General features: G+C 63.2%; 15 protein-coding genes and 1 tRNA gene. 11 read left to right on the top strand and 5 right to left on the bottom strand.

Translation table 11 applies throughout. From position 1 onward, the window contains the following. Positions 1-2 precede the first annotated feature (2 nt). Complete coding sequence (locus RCH14_RS19580; protein WP_343027771.1) at positions 3-671, bottom strand: Smr/MutS family protein; 669 nt, start codon at positions 669-671, stop codon at positions 3-5. Positions 672-694: 23 nt separating this feature from the next. Next, the gene (gene trxB, locus RCH14_RS19575) at positions 695-1,663 is read right to left on the bottom strand and encodes a thioredoxin-disulfide reductase (RefSeq protein WP_343027770.1); all 969 of its coding nucleotides are present in this window, start codon (positions 1,661-1,663) and stop codon (positions 695-697) included. Positions 1,664-1,882: 219 nt separating this feature from the next. Between trxB and RCH14_RS19570 the strand changes: the two genes are divergently transcribed. From RCH14_RS19570 to RCH14_RS19560, 3 genes are all read left to right on the top strand, one after another. Further along, complete coding sequence (locus RCH14_RS19570; protein WP_343027769.1) at positions 1,883-4,363, top strand: DNA translocase FtsK 4TM domain-containing protein; 2,481 nt, start codon at positions 1,883-1,885, stop codon at positions 4,361-4,363. A 105-nt stretch (positions 4,364-4,468) separates the two neighbouring features. Beyond that, positions 4,469-5,104 (top strand): outer membrane lipoprotein chaperone LolA, encoded by a 636-nt coding sequence (lolA, locus tag RCH14_RS19565; RefSeq protein WP_343027768.1) that lies wholly within the window; start codon positions 4,469-4,471, stop codon positions 5,102-5,104. A gap of 17 nt (positions 5,105-5,121) precedes the next feature. After that, positions 5,122-6,423: a replication-associated recombination protein A gene (locus RCH14_RS19560; protein WP_343027767.1), complete on the top strand. Its 1,302-nt coding sequence runs from the start codon at positions 5,122-5,124 to the stop codon at positions 6,421-6,423. On the opposite strand, the gene RCH14_RS19555 is transcribed toward RCH14_RS19560, so the two are convergent. Further along, positions 6,420-6,767, bottom strand: a complete 348-nt coding sequence (locus tag RCH14_RS19555) for a winged helix-turn-helix domain-containing protein (protein WP_343027872.1) — start codon at positions 6,765-6,767, stop codon at positions 6,420-6,422. The two genes, RCH14_RS19560 and RCH14_RS19555, sit on opposite strands and share 4 nt — an antisense overlap. A gap of 167 nt (positions 6,768-6,934) precedes the next feature. Here RCH14_RS19555 and RCH14_RS19550 point away from each other — a divergent pair, with 167 nt between their 5' ends. The 6 genes from RCH14_RS19550 (at position 6,935) to RCH14_RS24060 (ending at position 10,786) form a co-directional block, all read left to right on the top strand. Next, the gene (locus tag RCH14_RS19550; RefSeq protein WP_343027766.1) at positions 6,935-7,486 is read left to right on the top strand and encodes a hypothetical protein; all 552 of its coding nucleotides are present in this window, start codon (positions 6,935-6,937) and stop codon (positions 7,484-7,486) included. 206 nt (positions 7,487-7,692) lie between these two features. Next, positions 7,693-7,875, top strand: coding sequence for a hypothetical protein (locus RCH14_RS19545; RefSeq protein WP_183550899.1), 183 nt, complete (start codon positions 7,693-7,695; stop codon positions 7,873-7,875). Positions 7,876-7,994: 119 nt separating this feature from the next. Continuing rightward, the gene (gene serS, locus RCH14_RS19540; RefSeq protein ID WP_343027765.1) at positions 7,995-9,290 is read left to right on the top strand and encodes a serine--tRNA ligase; all 1,296 of its coding nucleotides are present in this window, start codon (positions 7,995-7,997) and stop codon (positions 9,288-9,290) included. A 112-nt stretch (positions 9,291-9,402) separates the two neighbouring features. Beyond that, positions 9,403-9,492: transfer RNA gene (locus RCH14_RS19535), tRNA-Ser, on the top strand. Positions 9,493-9,596: 104 nt separating this feature from the next. Next, positions 9,597-10,559 (top strand): bile acid:sodium symporter family protein, encoded by a 963-nt coding sequence (locus RCH14_RS19530; RefSeq protein WP_343027764.1) that lies wholly within the window; start codon positions 9,597-9,599, stop codon positions 10,557-10,559. Positions 10,560-10,570: 11 nt separating this feature from the next. Continuing rightward, positions 10,571-10,786 carry a recombination protein NinG gene (locus RCH14_RS24060; protein ID WP_407070099.1) on the top strand — a complete coding sequence of 72 codons (216 nt, stop codon included), beginning with the start codon at positions 10,571-10,573 and terminating at the stop codon, positions 10,784-10,786. A 122-nt stretch (positions 10,787-10,908) separates the two neighbouring features. Here the strand turns inward: RCH14_RS24060 and RCH14_RS19525 are convergent, their stop codons facing one another. Further along, the gene (locus tag RCH14_RS19525) at positions 10,909-11,544 is read right to left on the bottom strand and encodes a PEP-CTERM sorting domain-containing protein (RefSeq protein WP_343027763.1); all 636 of its coding nucleotides are present in this window, start codon (positions 11,542-11,544) and stop codon (positions 10,909-10,911) included. A gap of 213 nt (positions 11,545-11,757) precedes the next feature. Beyond that, positions 11,758-12,291 (bottom strand): arsinothricin resistance N-acetyltransferase ArsN1 family B, encoded by a 534-nt coding sequence (locus tag RCH14_RS19520; protein WP_343027762.1) that lies wholly within the window; start codon positions 12,289-12,291, stop codon positions 11,758-11,760. 144 nt (positions 12,292-12,435) lie between these two features. Here RCH14_RS19520 and RCH14_RS19515 point away from each other — a divergent pair, with 144 nt between their 5' ends. Together RCH14_RS19515 and RCH14_RS19510 are read left to right on the top strand one after the other, a co-directional pair. Continuing rightward, positions 12,436-13,941, top strand: coding sequence for a DASS family sodium-coupled anion symporter (locus RCH14_RS19515; protein ID WP_343027761.1), 1,506 nt, complete (start codon positions 12,436-12,438; stop codon positions 13,939-13,941). A gap of 25 nt (positions 13,942-13,966) precedes the next feature. After that, entirely contained in the window at positions 13,967-14,923 is a 957-nt protein-coding gene (locus tag RCH14_RS19510) for a phosphate acetyltransferase (protein WP_343027760.1), read from the top strand. The last annotated feature ends 1 nt before the right edge of the window (position 14,924 follow it).

Genomic DNA, 14,924 nt, shown 5'->3' with positions numbered 1-14,924 from the left:
TGTTATTCCAGGAGTGCAGCGCGCAGCAAGGCAATCAGCGCGCCATGGCCGCCGTCGGACCGGCCGGCCGCGCAAAAGGCAATCACCTCGTTCTTTTGCACCAGCCAGCTGTGCACGATCCCGCGCAGTACCGGTTCGCCACCCGGGGAGCCGTAGCCAATGCCATGGATGATGCGCACGCAGCGCACGCCGCGCCGGTTGGCGCGGTGCAGGAAGTCGGTGAGGGCGTCGCGCGCGGCGTCGCGGTTCAGGCCATGCAGGTCGAGCTCGTCCTGGATCGGCCAGTGGCGTTTGCGCAACTTGCGCACGACATCGGGACCGACGCCGTCGCGCGAGTAACTGAGGGCCGGGTCTTCGTCGAGCATGCCTTCGACGTCGAACTGGTCCGACAGCGATTCGCGCAGGACGGCTTCGGTTTCTTCGGCGGCAGAGAGCACCGGCCCCTTGCGGATGGGACGGTTCGGGGCGACGTACACCGGGCGGTGCACGTAGCGGTCGGATTCGGGCAGCTTGCGCACGCCCTGCATCGAGCTGCGAAATTCGACCGCCCGTTCGCGCGCCAGGCGTTCGCGTTGTTCACGCTCGGCCTGTTCGATGGCGCGCACACGCTCGGTTTCCTTGAGCTGGTCGCGCAAGCCCTTGAGCTCGGCGAAGTCTTTCATGCCTGCCATCGAATGCGGTTCCTGGTGAGGATTTACTGTGGGTCGTCTTCCAGCGCTTCGAGGTAGCGCTGGGCGTCGAGCGCGGCCATGCAGCCGGTGCCCGAACTGGTGATCGCCTGGCGGTAGATGTGATCCTGCACGTCGCCGGCAGCAAACACGCCCGGCACGCTGGTGGCGGTTGCCATGCCTTCGAGGCCCGACTTGGTCACCAGGTAGCCGCCGCTGTGCATCTCGAGCTGGCCTTCGAAGATGCCGGTGTTCGGCTTGTGGCCGATCGCCACGAACAGGCCATGCACGGTCAGGTCCTTCGATTCGCCCGTCTGGGTCGACTTCAGGCGCAGGCCGGTCACGCCGCTGTTGTCGCCCAGAACTTCGTCGAGCGTCTGGTTGTATTCCAGCACGATCTTGCCTTCGGAGACCTTGTGCATCAGGCGGTCGACCAGGATCGGCTCGGCGCGGAACTTGTCGCGGCGGTGGATCAGCGTGACCTTCGAGGCGATGCCGGCCAGGTACAGCGCTTCTTCGACGGCGGTATTGCCACCGCCAATGACCGCGACTTCCTGGTTGCGGTAGAAGAAGCCGTCGCAGGTGGCGCAGGCCGACACGCCCTTGCCCATGAACGCCTGTTCCGATGGCAGGCCCAGATACTGGGCCGATGCGCCGGTGGCGATGATCAGGGCGTCGCAGGTGAACGTGAAGCTGTCGCCCACCAGGCGGATCGGCTTTTCGTTCAGGTACGTCGTGTGAACCTGGTCGAACACGATCTCGGTATTGAAGCGCTCGGCGTGCTGCAGCAGGCGCTGCATCAGCTCCGGGCCCTGCACGCCCAGCGGATCGCCCGGCCAGTTCTCGACATCGGTGGTGGTCATCAGCTGGCCGCCTTGCTCGACACCCGTCACCAGCATTGGCTTGAGGTTGGCGCGCGCGGCGTACACGGCAGCGCTGTAGCCGGCAGGACCGGAACCGAGGATGAGGACTTTGGCGTGTTTAGTTGTAGTCATGGCGGCGCTTCAATGATTGTTAATAGACACACGGCAATTGGGGGCGGCTTGAGAAGAATCAAGGCCCACGCGGGCGCCGGTCGGGGTGTGCGAAAGAGGGCAGATTATAGACGATGCGGCGCGCGGGCATGAATCGTGGGGCCGGCGCGAGCGTATATCGCTTAGAATGTCCGGATAGCCGATTCGTACTTACCACGTAGTTACCTAGTAGTGCCTGCAATGAGCAAGAATAGTCCAGCCGCCACCTCCGGATACACCCGCACCAAGCAAACGGCCCGCGCGCCGCTGCCAGGCCGCCTGTCGCGCCTGCTGTCCGAAGCGCGCTGGATCGCCGGCGCCGTCGCGTTCCTCTATTTCGTCCTGATTTTGCTCAGCTACAGCAAGGGCGATCCCGGCTGGTCGCACGCCAATTCGGTGCCGCGCATCGACAACCTGGGCGGCGCTGCCGGCGCCTGGCTGTCCGACCTGCTGCTGTTCATCTTCGGCTTTTCCGCCTGGTGGTGGAGCGTCATTTTCCTGCGCCAGGTCTGGCGCGGCTGGCGGCGCCTGACCGACAAGCTCGGCACCGCCGCAGCCGCCGAACCCGTGCACCATGGTGAAATCTACGTCCGCTGGATCGGTTTTGCGCTGATGTTTGCCGGCAGCGTCGGCCTGGAATACCTGCGCATGTGGTCGTGGGATGTCGAACTGCCGCGCGCGCCGGGCGGCGTGCTGGGGCAACTGATCGGGCATGCAAGCCAGGTCACGTTCGGCGCCACCGGCGCGACCTTGCTGCTGTTGCTGCTGTTCGGCCTGGGCTTCTCGCTGTTCTTCCAGGTGTCGTGGCTGGCCGTGGCCGAGCGCATCGGCGGCGTGTTCGACGACGCATTCGACTGGTTCCACCTGCGCATGGAAGACATCGAAGACCGCAAGCAGGGCGAAGTCGCGGCCGTCAAGCGCGACGAGGTCGTCGACCACGGCCGCGCCAAATTCACCGAAAAGCATTCGAACGAGCCGATCCCGGTCGTCAAGGCCGAGCCGTCGCTCGACATGGCGCCGGTATCGATGGCCAAGTCGACGTCAGCGTCGGTCGCTGGCGCCGCATCGGGGAGCGCGCCAAGCGTCCAGCCTGCACTGCAGCCGATCAAGATCGAGCCGCAGATGGTCAGCGTGCCCAAGTCCGAGCGCGCCGAAAAAGAACGTCAGACGCCATTGTTCGCCGATCACCGGGGCGATACCGGCCTGCCGCCGCTGGCGCTGCTGGATGAAGCGCCGCCCGTCACGGAAACCGTCAGCGTCGAGACGCTGGAATTTACCAGTCGTCTCATTGAAAAGAAACTGTCCGATTTTGGCGTCGATGCCAAGGTCGTTGCCGCCTACCCGGGCCCGGTCGTCACGCGCTACGAGATCGAGCCGGCCACCGGCGTGAAGGGCAGCCAGATCGTCAACCTGGCGCGCGACCTGGCGCGTTCGCTGTCGCTGACCTCGATCCGCGTCGTGGAAACCATCCCCGGCAAGAACTACATGGCGCTCGAACTGCCCAACCCGAAACGCCAGATCGTGCGCCTGTCCGAAATCGTCGGCTCCAAGGTCTATGGTGACAGTGCGTCGAGCCTGACCGTGGCGCTGGGCAAGGACATCGCCGGCAAGCCGGTGGTGGCCGACCTGGCCAAGATGCCGCACCTGCTGGTGGCCGGTACCACCGGTTCCGGTAAATCGGTCGGTATCAACGCCACCATCCTGTCGCTGCTCTACAAGTCCGATCCGGCCGACGTGCGCCTGATCCTGATCGACCCGAAGATGCTCGAAATGTCGGTCTACGAGGGCATTCCGCACCTGCTCGCGCCGGTCGTGACCGACATGCGCCAGGCGGGCCACGCGCTGAACTGGGCCGTCAACGAGATGGAGCGGCGCTACAAGCTCATGAGCAAGCTGGGCGTGCGTAATCTGGCCGGCTACAACAACAAGATCCTCGAAGCCACCAAGCGCGAAGAGCATATCCCGAACCCGTTCTCGATCATGCCGGACAACCCGGAACCGCTCGAGAAGCTGCCGACCATTGTCATCATCATCGACGAACTGGCCGACCTGATGATGGTCGTCGGTAAAAAGGTCGAAGAGCTGATCGCCCGTATCGCGCAAAAGGCGCGCGCGGCCGGCATCCACCTGATCCTGGCGACGCAGCGGCCATCGGTCGACGTCATTACCGGCCTGATCAAGGCGAACATCCCGACCCGCATCGCATTCCAGGTGTCCTCAAAAATCGACTCGCGCACGATTCTCGACCAGATGGGCGCCGAAGCACTGCTGGGCATGGGCGACATGCTGTACATGCCGCCGGGTACCGGCCTGCCGGTGCGCGTGCACGGTGCCTTCGTGTCCGACGAAGAAGTGCATCGAGTTGTAAAACATCTGCAATCGCTGGGCGAGCCCAACTATATTGAGGGCATCCTCGAAGGCGGCACGCTGGAAGAAGGCGGCGCAGCCGACGGGGCCGCACCAGGCGAAGGTGGCGGCGAGGCCGACGCGCTGTACGACCAGGCGGTGCAGGTGGTGCTCAAGAACCGCCGCGCATCGATCTCGCTGGTTCAGCGTCATTTGCGCATCGGCTACAACCGCGCCGCGCGCCTGCTGGAACAGATGGAAAACAGCGGCGTCGTCTCGCCGATGCAGTCCAACGGCAACCGCGACATCCTGGTGCCGGCGGCCAGCGCGGAATAATATCCCGCTCGCCAAGCACCCTTGTCGCACGTAGGGTGGACGGCTCTGCCGTCCACGCGTCCAACCTGCCCGAGCAGGCCCCAACAACAAGAAAAGGCCCCACGCATGCAAACAACCAAATTCACCATCGCCGCACTGCTGGCCACGAGCGCCTTCGCATTCTCGACCACGGCCAGCGCCGCCGCACTCGACCAATTCAAATCCTTCGTCGCCAGCACCAAGTCGGCCAAGGGCGAATTCACCCAGCAGCAGCTGGGCAAATCCAAAAGCGGCAAGGCCAGCCCCGCATCGAGCGGCAGCTTCGTCTTTGCCCGCCCCGGCAAATTCATCTGGACCTACCAGAAGCCGTACGAGCAAGTCCTGCAAGCCGATGGCGACCAGCTGTATATCTACGACAAGGACCTGAATCAGGTCACCGTGCGCAAACTCGGTAACGCGCTGGGTTCATCCCCGGCCGCAATCCTGTTTGGCAGCAACAAGCTGGAAGAAAACTTCACGCTCAGCGAAGCCGGCGAGCGCGACGGCATGGAGTGGCTCAACGCCGTCCCGAAAGCCAAGGACACGTCGTTCGAGCAGATCAGCATCGGCCTGAAGGGCGGCGTGCCGCTGGCGATGGAACTGAAGGACACGTTCGGCCAGACTTCGCGCCTGACGTTCACGAACTTCCAGCGCAACCCGGCCCTGGGCGCGCAGCAATTCAAGTTCGAGACGCCTAAGGGCGCCGACGTCGTCAACCAGTAAGCCGTACGGAGAGCGCCGTGGATGACCTGTTCAAAACCGAACCGGCGGCGCCGCTGGCCGAAGCCCTGCGTCCGCGCACCATCGACGAGGTCGTGGGGCAGAGCCACCTGCTGGGCCCCGGCAAGCCGCTGAACCTGGTCTTCAAGTCGGGCAAGCCCCATTCGATGATCCTGTGGGGCCCGCCGGGCGTGGGCAAGACCACGCTGGCGCGCCTGACCGCGTATGCGTTCGACTGTGAATTCATCGCGCTGTCGGCGGTGCTGTCGGGCGTGAAGGATATCCGCGCGTCGATCGACCAGGCCGAGCAGTATCTGGCGCGCGGCAAGCACACGATCCTGTTCATCGACGAAATCCACCGCTTCAACAAATCGCAGCAGGATGCCTTGCTGCCGTTCGTCGAAAGCGGGCTGGTGACGCTGATCGGCGCGACGACCGAGAACCCGTCGTTCGAGGTCAACTCGGCGCTGCTGTCGCGTTCGCAGGTGTACACGCTCAAGGCACTCACCGATGACGAGCTGCGCCAGTTGCTGGCGCGCGCGAAAGAATCCGTGTTGCAGCACCTCGAATTCGACGACGTCGCTGTCGACACGCTGATCGGCTACGCCGATGGCGACGCGCGCCGCTTCCTGAACCTGCTCGAGCAAACGAAAACATCGAGCGAGACGGCCGGGATCACGCACATCACGGCCGACTTTGTCGAGAATGCGCTGACGCTGAACGTGCGCCGCTTCGACAAGGGTGGCGACAATTTCTATGACCAGATCTCGGCGCTGCACAAGTCGGTACGCGGTTCGCACCCCGATGCCGCGCTGTACTGGCTGTGCCGGATGCTCGATGGCGGGGCCGACGCCAAATACCTGTCGCGCCGCATCGTGCGCATGGCCTGGGAAGACATCGGCATTGCCGATCCGCGTGCGATCCAGCTGGCCAACGATGCGGCCGCCACCTACGAGCGGCTCGGTTCGCCCGAAGGCGAACTGGCGCTGGGCCAGGCGGTGATTTATCTGGCGATTGCAGCCAAGAGCAATGCCGGCTACAACGCCTTCAATGCGGCGATGGCGTTCGTGCGCAAGGACAAGTCACGCGAAGTGCCAGTTCATTTGCGCAATGCGCCGACCAAGCTCATGAAGGAACTGGGCTACGGTCACGATTACCGGTATGCGCACGACGAGCCCAACGCGTATGCGGCCGGCGAGACCTATCTGCCATACGACATGCCCGAGCCGGGCTGGTACCAGCCGGTGCCGCGCGGGATCGAGACCAAGATCGCCGAAAAAATGGCGTGGCTGCGCGGGCTGGATGACGAGGCGCGGCGCTAGCGGCCCTCGGCGGCCTTCACCAGCAGGCCGGACAGTTCATCGAAATACGCCAGCGCGGCTGGCGTGAGATCGACCTGCTTGCGCCGGGTGTCTTCGGTGTCGGCGAGCGTCAGCCAGCCTTTCTTGCGCATCGCCGTGACCCGCGCATGGATGGTGGCGGGCGCGCCCAGATGTTCCTGCGCCATCAGGTCGCGCACGGAGAGGCGCTGCTGGGCCTGCGCTGCGCGGGCGACAACGGTCAGCACACGCTCCTCGCGTGCGTCCAGCGGACCCAGCGTGGGCAACGTGCGCAAGGCATCGACCAGATGCAGGAAGCGCAGGTAGATATCAGCCGGTCGCGTCAGTGGTTTTTCGTGACTCATCGAGTGTCCGTGCCCCCGTCGGGGATGGTTGTTGCATTGGTGCTACGCCCGTAAATTGTTGCACCTCAGATAACATCGAGATACCATCCGATTGTTTATAATCCCGCGTCTGTCCGGTGTATGGACATTGTAACCAAAGCCTTCCGGTCATGCGTCACTTGCAGCTTGAATTCACGATGGTCGCGGGTACCGCGATCCTGTTCCTGACAACGATCCTGCTGAACGAAGTCTTGTTTACGCACCTCGAGTTTGCGCCCGGCATCAATATGATCTATCTGCCCGCCGGGGTGCGCCTGCTGAGCGTTCTGCTGTTTGCCGAAGCCGGCGCCATCGGCCTGTTGCTGGCGTCCTGGGGTATCTGCTTCTTCTACATGTTTCCGGATGATCCGCTGCGCTCGTTCATCGGCGGCATCCTGTCGGCGCTGGCACCGTATCTTGCCTATCGCGCATTGCTGGCGTCGGGTATTGGCGCCTCGCTGCGCGGCATGAGCGGCCAGCGATTGTTCTGCTTTGCGCTGCTGTTTTCCGTCATGAGTCCGGCCATGCACCACGTCTGGTTCGCGCTGACGGGCGGGCAGGATCTGTGGCATGGCTTCGTGGTCATGTTCATCGGTGACCTGGCCGGCACGCTCATCGTGCTGTACGGCGCCAGGCTCGCACTGAACGTGTTCTCGCCCGGGCCCATGGCACGCCGCCGCTGAGTGACGGGTGATGACGCGGGTGGTGACGCGGGTGGTGACGCGGGCGGCGACGCGGGCGATGATGCGGTCGGTCGGACATTGGCGCATTCTGCGCTGCGGATCGTGCGCTTCGTCGCATGTCGATGGCGGTGCAGGGGCGTGGTGACTACAGTACCACCATACCGCAGCAAGTTTGCGGACCCTGAAACCACCACCGAGGAGCCATCATGAACATCCGTAAAAACTTCGAAGCCCTGTTCCTGGCCGTTGTTGCACTGGGCCTGGTTGGCAGCTACGTCACCGCCAGCGAACGTCCGATCACGATCGCTGCATCGACCGCACCGGCACTCGACATGGCCAGCATCCAGACCGTCGTCGTGAGTGCGCCGCGCCTGGCCGCCACGCTGTAACTCGCCGCCGACCGGTGGGCAGGCGAGGGCCCGGCAGCGTCACTGCCAAATCTCGCAAGGAATGCCAGTCGGCTTGGTACAATTGTGGTTTCGATACACACAGCCTGGTCCAACCCGACATGATTGACATCCAACTTCTCCGCAAAGACATCGACACCGCTGCCGCCCGCCTGGCGACCCGCAAATACCAGCTCGATGTGTCCGCCTTCAGTGCACTGGAGGCCGAACGCAAGGCCATCCAGACGCGCACCGAAGAACTGCAGGGCAAGCGCAATGCGCTGTCCAAGCAGATCGGCATGCTCAAGGGCAAAGGCGAAGACACGACGGCCGTGATGGCAGAAGTGGCGGGCCTGGCCGACGAACTCAAGGCCAATGAAGCGGCGCTGGCGAAGGTGCAGGAGAGCATGGCCCAGTTCATGGCCGCCATGCCGAACCTGCCGCACGAGAGTGCCCCGCAGGGCCAGGATGAAAGCGGCAACGTCGAAGTGCGCAAGGTCGGCGATGTGCCGGCATTCGATTTCGCCGTGCGCGACCACGTCGACATCGGCGAGCGCCTTGGCCTGGACTTCGAAACGGCCACCAAGATCACCGGCTCGCGCTTTTCGATGATGAAGGGCGGCATGGCGCGCCTGCACCGCGCGCTTGCGCAGTTCATGCTCGACACGCACACCGAACGCCACGGCTATACCGAGTGCTACACCCCGTACATGGTCAACGCCGATTCGCTGCGCGGCACCAGCCAGCTGCCGAAATTCGAAGCTGACCTGTTCTCGGTGAAAAAGGGCGGCGTCGAAGGCGAGGGCGAGACCTTTTACCTGATCCCGACGTCCGAAGTGTCGCTGACCAACGTCGTGCGTGACGAGATCCTGGCGCTGGACGCGCTGCCGCTCAAAATGACGGCGCACACGCCATGCTTCCGCTCCGAAGCGGGCAGCTACGGCCGCGACACGCGCGGCATGATCCGCCAGCACCAGTTCGACAAGGTCGAGATGGTTCAGGTGGTGCATCCGGAGCAGTCGTACGCCGTGCTCGACGAGATGGTCGGCCATGCCGAATTCATCCTGACCTCGCTCGGCCTGCCATACCGCGTGATGCTGCTGTGCACGGGCGACATGGGCTTCTCGGCCGCCAAGACCTTTGATATCGAAGTCTGGCTGCCGGCGCAGAACACCTACCGCGAGATTTCGTCGCTGTCGAACTGCGAAGCGTTCCAGGCGCGCCGCATGCAGGCCCGCTTCCGCAATGCCCAGGGCAAGCCTGAGCTGGTGCACACGCTCAATGGCTCGGGTCTGGCCGTGGGCCGCACGCTGGTGGCCGTGCTCGAGAATTACCAGCAGGCCGACGGCAGCGTGATCGTTCCCGAAGTGCTGCGCCCGTACATGGGTGGCCTGGAACGCCTGACGCCAGCAGCGTGAATCGGGTAAGGGAAGGAGAAATAAGTCACCGCGCATTTTCTCCCTTCCATTTCTCGATCAATCCGCTATAATGGCGGTCTCTTGCAGCTCACAGCAAGAATCGACCGAATCAGGAGAGGTGGCAGAGTGGTCGAATGTACCTGACTCGAAATCAGGCGTACGCGCGAGCGTACCGTGGGTTCGAATCCCACCCTCTCCGCCAAGTAGCATGGAACAAGCCACCGCAAGGTGGCTTTTTTCATTCCCGAACGCTGCCAGGACCGCCGCATGCCATTTCGAATTCCTTCCCGATTTCTGCCGGACCGAATGACCCTGATGCTGCTGGCCGTCGTGGCTGCCGCCAGCATCTTCCCGGCGCAGGGCGACGTGGCTGCCGTGCTGAAGGTCGTCACGATGGTGATGATCGGCGTGCTGTTCTTTTTGCACGGCGCCAAGCTGTCGCGCGCCGCGATCATCGCCGGTGCGACCCACTGGCGTCTGCACCTGCTGGTGCTGCTGTGCACGTTCGCACTGTTCCCCGTGCTGGCGCTGCTGTTCAAGCCCGGCATCCTGCTGCTGCTCACGCCCGAGCTGTATCTCGGCATCCTGTTCCTGTGCCTGCTTCCCTCGACCGTGCAGTCGTCGATCGCGTTCACGGCTGCGGCGCGCGGTAATGTGCCGGCCGCAGTCTGCAGCGCCTCGGTATCGAGCCTGCTCGGTATCGTCCTCACGCCATTGCTGGTGAATGTGGCGATGCCGGCCTCGTCCGGCGCGGGCGCATCGCTCGACTCGGTCCTGATGATCGTCTACCAGCTGTTGCTGCCATTCGTTGCGGGCCAGATTGCGCGGCGCTGGATCGGTGGCTGGGTCGATCGCCACAAGAGCCTGGTCAGGGGCGTCGACCAGGGTTCGATCCTGCTGGTGGTGTTTTCCGCGTTCAGCGCAGCGGTGGTGGAAGGGTTGTGGTCGCGGGTGCCGCCCGCCATGCTGGTCAACCTGATCCTGGTCTGCATCGTCCTGCTGGCCGTCGTCATGCTGGTGGTGACGTGGCTGGCACGGCGCTTCGGTTTTTCGAAGCCTGACGAAATCACGATCGTGTTTTGCGGCTCGAAGAAAAGCCTGGCCACCGGCATTCCGCTGGCCCATGTGCTGATCCCCGCCGCCAGCATCAGCATGGTGGTGCTGCCGCTGATGCTGTTTCACCAGATCCAGCTGATCGTCTGCGCGGTCATCGCAGGCCGCTACGCGCGGCGCGCGGTAGAGCCCGTCGAGCCCGTCCAAACGGTCTAGCCTGGCATCAGGTGCACGCCAAACAGACCCGCGACGCCAAGGCTAAGCTGAAGACGCGAGCCGAGCACCTTCTGGACGTCCACGCTGTGTTCAACCGGTACATCCGGCTGCGTGACGGGTTTTTCCCCTGCGCCAGTTGCGGCTGTAACCACAATGGCGCCTGGGACGCTGGCCATTACCGAGCTGCCGGCGTCCGGAGACCGTGGAATTTTAGTACCCGCCGATAAAATATACAGCCGACGACCCCCAGTGCATCTGGGCTGAATAAGCGGCCAAATCAAGGGACAAAATTGGCGAAGCGTTATTGATTTCTGAGCCCGCTGTGAAAGCGGGCAGAGTTTTATTACTATTACACCGGGATGTTTACCTTGCGCCGGCGAGCGACTCCAGCTGCACCAAGCGCACCGATCGCCATGAGAGCCAAACTTGTTGGTTCAGGTACTTGCGTTGGATCGTAGTAAGGAATATCCCGAATAATGTCTAACTCGCCTCTCGCATCCAGTCCTGCCATCCATGGATAAACAGGTACTGCCTTCGCGGTGCCAGAGTAACTAACATCTGAATGTGGAATTAACTCAGGGTAAGGCGACTGCGGGCCTGGGTCAGTGACGACCCGCATGGTGAAATTATAGGTGCCAGCAGTAGCACCTTCACTGAAGAGCAGCCATACGTGCTTGGTGTGCTCCTCGAGCATGACGTCCCGAAAGTACATATTGGTTGGTCCAAGACCGGTAAAGCTCGTGGTGGTTTCCAGCAGCGAATTCTTGTGGTAGTACTCGCCAGTGTCCGCTGGACGGAAATAGTCACGATCAGTAGCGATGGCGAAAAATGCAATCGACTTGTCTTCGTCGCGAATTACCAGGGTGCTCGTCGAAATAACTGGCCCGTAAGCCTTGGGAAGCCCGCTAAGTTCGTATTGGATGTAGCCCGCTGTAGCATTCAGGGAAAGCAGTGCACCCACAGCAAGCGCAAGAATCTTTTTCATTATATGTCTCGTCAAAGTTGATTTATTAAAGGGCAACTTTTTCAAGCAATTAACATGCCACTACGAAATTGTGTTTTTGGTCAATAGCTTACAAAAACCACTTGTATGAACGATGCATAATTGTAAATTTTCTCGACATCTCGTCGATAAACGGACCACCGAGGAAGCTTAGATAAGCTTGAGAGCATGAGGTGTGGACGCTCGAGCGTCCATCTATCCTGCCGTCAAACGCATCTGCCAGTACCCGACATCGAGCCACATCCCGAGCTTGAAGCCCACTTCTGAAAAGTGCGCGACCTTGGCAAAGCCCAGGCGTTCATGCAGCCGGACACTGCGCTCGTTCGGCTGCGCGATGCCGGCAATCACCGTGTGCAGGCCGCGCGTGCGCAACTCGTCCAGCAAGCCGGCATACAGGCGCATGCCATGGCCCTGGCCGGCCAGAGCGGCATCGAGATAGATCGTGCTCTCGACCGCGTGGCGATAGGCCGGGCGCGCGCGCCACTTGGTGGCGTAGGCGTAGCCGATGATGGCGTCGCCGTCCGTCAGCACCAGCCAGGGCAGGCCGCCGTCGATGACGTCGGCGATGCGCGCCGCCATGTCGTCGGTACTCACCGGCGCGTCCTCGAACGAGATCGTCGTGCCGTCGACATAAGGGTTGTAGATGGCGCAGATGCGGGCGGCGTCAAGCGGGCATGCGGGGCGGATAGCGGTCATCGTCGGGTGCAAGGCCATGTAAAGACGCATCATAAGACAAGCCAGGCCGCCGACCACGAACTACGTGAATACCCGACCAAACCGCTCGATGATTGATGCGATGCAACATATTCCTGTTACTATCCAGACCAGTAGTCAATATTTTCGCTGTCCGGTCGGTTACGTAGAAGGAAGTTCATGCTGTTGCGCTTGCAGGCTGCGTTTCGTTATTTCAATCAGGCCGTACCGTTTCGCCTGATTCCTGCACTGGTCACCACCGCCGTACTCCTTACGCTGCTGGCCATTCCGCATCCGTCTGGCCTGACCGCCAGCGCATGGACACTGGTGGCGATTTTTCTGACCACCATCGTCGCCATCATTCTGAAAGTCATGCCGATCGGCGTCATGGCGCTGATGGCGATCGTGATCGTGGCGTTGTCGCAAGTGACGTCCGGGTCATCGAAGGGTGCGATGGCTGACGCGCTGGGCAGCTTTTCGAGTCCGCTGATCTGGCTGATCGTCGTTGCCGTGCTGATCTCGCGCGGCCTGAAAAAGACGGGCCTGGGCAACCGCATCGGGCTGAACTTCATCGCGCTGCTGGGCAAGCGCACGATCGGCATCGGCTACGGGCTGGCCGTGTGCGAACTGGTGCTGGCGCCGTTCACGCCAAGTAACACGGCGCGCGGCGGCGGGATCGTCCACCCGATCATGAAGTCGATTGCCGCGTCGTTCGATTCCGATCCGGCCAAGGGCACCGAGGGCAAGGTGGGCACCTACCTGGCGCTGGTCAACTACCACGCCAATCCGATCACCTCGACAATGTTCGTCACCGCCACCGCGCCCAATCCGCTGGTGGTCGACTTCGTCGCGCGCGCCAGTGGCCAGACGTTTCAGCTGAGCTGGACCACGTGGGCGCTGTGCATGGTGCTGCCGGGCCTCGTGTGCCTGTTCCTGATGCCCCTGATCGTCTACCTGCTGGCGCCGCCAGAGCTCAAACAGACGCCCGATGCGATCGGCTTCGCGCGGGGTGAGCTCGCGCGTATGGGGCCGTTGTCGGGCAGCGAGCGCGTCATGCTCGGGACCTTCGGCCTGCTGTTGGTGCTGTGGGCGAACGTGCCAGCCATGCTCTTTGGCAGCGCGTTTACGCTCGACCCGACCGTGGTGGCCTTTGTCGGCCTGTTCGTCCTGATCATCACCGGCACGCTCGACTGGGACGATATCCTGTCCGAGAAAAGCGCGTGGGATACGCTGATCTGGTTCGGCGCGCTCGTCATGCTGGCCGAGCAGCTCAACAAGATGGGCGTCATTGGCTGGGCCTCGAACGGCATGCGCGACGCCATCGTCGCCAGCGGCATGGGGTGGGGCGCCGCAGCCAGTGTGCTGGTGCTGGCGTTCGTGCTGTCGCACTACCTGTTTGCCAGCACCACGGCCCACATTAGCGCGATGATGTTCGCGTTTCTGTCAGTCGGCGCCGCGCTGGTGCCTGGCCAGTACCTGGTGCTGTTCCTGCTGATGATGACCGCGGCTTCCGGCATCATGATGACGCTGACCCACTATGCCACCGGCACCTCGCCGATCATCTTCGGCAGCGGGTATGTCACCATGGGCCTGTGGTGGAAGGTCGGCTTCGTCATGTGCCTGTTCGAGCTGGCGGTGTTTGCCGTTGTCGGCGGCCTGTGGTGGAAGTTGCTCGGGTACTGGTGATGTATCCACGTTCAAGGAGAGATTGATGACAGCAGTTGTGACCGCGCATCCGTACTATGACCGCCTGATCGAGGCCGGCCGCGCCAACGGCCCGGTGACGGTGGCGGTGGCGCACCCGTGCGACCGCTACGCGCTCGAAGCGGCGCTCGACGCAGCCCGCATCGGGCTGATCACGCCGCTCCTGGTCGGGCCGGCAGCGCGCATCCACGCCGCGGCCGATGCGGCCGGCCTGGACATCGGCGCGCTGCGCCTGGTCGACACGGCGCACAGTCACGCTTCGGCCGCGCGCGCCGTCGAACTGGTGCGCGAAGGGCAGGCCGCTGCGCTGATGAAAGGCAGCCTGCACACCGATGAACTGATGGGCGCCGTGGTCGCTGCCACGACCGGCCTGCGCACGGCGCGGCGCCTGAGCCACTGCTTCGTGATGGACGTGCCGGGGCGCAGCGAACCGCTCATCATCACCGACGCCGCCATCAACATCATTCCGACGCTGGCCGAGAAACGCGACATCGTGCAGAACGCGATCGACCTGGCGCACGTGCTGCGCTTCGAGGGCGTGCGCGTGGCGATTCTGGCGGCGGTGGAAACCGTGAGCGACAAGATGCCATCGACGATCGATGCGGCGGCGCTGTGCAAGATGGCCGATCGCGGCCAGATCACCGGCGCGATTCTCGATGGCCCGCTGGCGATGGACAATGCGATCGACCCGCAGGCCGCCGCCATCAAGGGGCTTGACTCGCCGGTGGCCGGGCGCGCCAACGTGCTCGTCGCGCCGGACCTGGAAGCCGGCAATATGCTGGCCAAGAGCCTGACCTTCATGGCCGGCGCGGCGGCGGCCGGCATCGTCCTCGGCGCGCGCGTGCCGCTGATCCTGACCAGCCGCGCCGATTCGGTGGCCGCGCGGCTGGCATCGTGCGCGGTCGCCGTGCTGCTGGCGCGGCATCAGCTGGCCAGCGCCAGCGCCAGCTCGGCTGGGCGCTGAG

This window comes from Massilia sp. MP_M2, assembly GCF_039123635.1.
In the GTDB taxonomy this organism is placed as follows: Bacteria; Pseudomonadota; Gammaproteobacteria; order Burkholderiales; family Burkholderiaceae_D; genus Telluria.
Note: the sequence above shows the minus strand (reverse complement) of the source record. Positions and strands in the feature narration are given on the sequence as shown.

Bases quoted from the DNA above. Each gene is read 5' to 3' on its own strand.
- RCH14_RS19580 (WP_343027771.1), bottom strand. From the start codon at position 671: ATGGCAGGCATGAAAGACTTCGCCGAGCTCAAGGGCTTGCGCGACCAG.
- trxB (WP_343027770.1), bottom strand. From the start codon at position 1,663: ATGACTACAACTAAACACGCCAAAGTCCTCATCCTCGGTTCCGGTCCT.
- RCH14_RS19570 (WP_343027769.1), top strand. From the start codon at position 1,883: ATGAGCAAGAATAGTCCAGCCGCCACCTCCGGATACACCCGCACCAAG.
- lolA (WP_343027768.1), top strand. From the start codon at position 4,469: ATGCAAACAACCAAATTCACCATCGCCGCACTGCTGGCCACGAGCGCC.
- RCH14_RS19550 (WP_343027766.1), top strand. From the start codon at position 6,935: ATGCGTCACTTGCAGCTTGAATTCACGATGGTCGCGGGTACCGCGATC.
- RCH14_RS19545 (WP_183550899.1), top strand. From the start codon at position 7,693: ATGAACATCCGTAAAAACTTCGAAGCCCTGTTCCTGGCCGTTGTTGCA.
- serS (WP_343027765.1), top strand. From the start codon at position 7,995: ATGATTGACATCCAACTTCTCCGCAAAGACATCGACACCGCTGCCGCC.
- RCH14_RS19530 (WP_343027764.1), top strand. From the start codon at position 9,597: ATGACCCTGATGCTGCTGGCCGTCGTGGCTGCCGCCAGCATCTTCCCG.
- RCH14_RS19525 (WP_343027763.1), bottom strand. From the start codon at position 11,544: ATGAAAAAGATTCTTGCGCTTGCTGTGGGTGCACTGCTTTCCCTGAAT.
- RCH14_RS19520 (WP_343027762.1), bottom strand. From the start codon at position 12,291: ATGATGCGTCTTTACATGGCCTTGCACCCGACGATGACCGCTATCCGC.
- RCH14_RS19515 (WP_343027761.1), top strand. From the start codon at position 12,436: ATGCTGTTGCGCTTGCAGGCTGCGTTTCGTTATTTCAATCAGGCCGTA.
- RCH14_RS19510 (WP_343027760.1), top strand. From the start codon at position 13,967: ATGACAGCAGTTGTGACCGCGCATCCGTACTATGACCGCCTGATCGAG.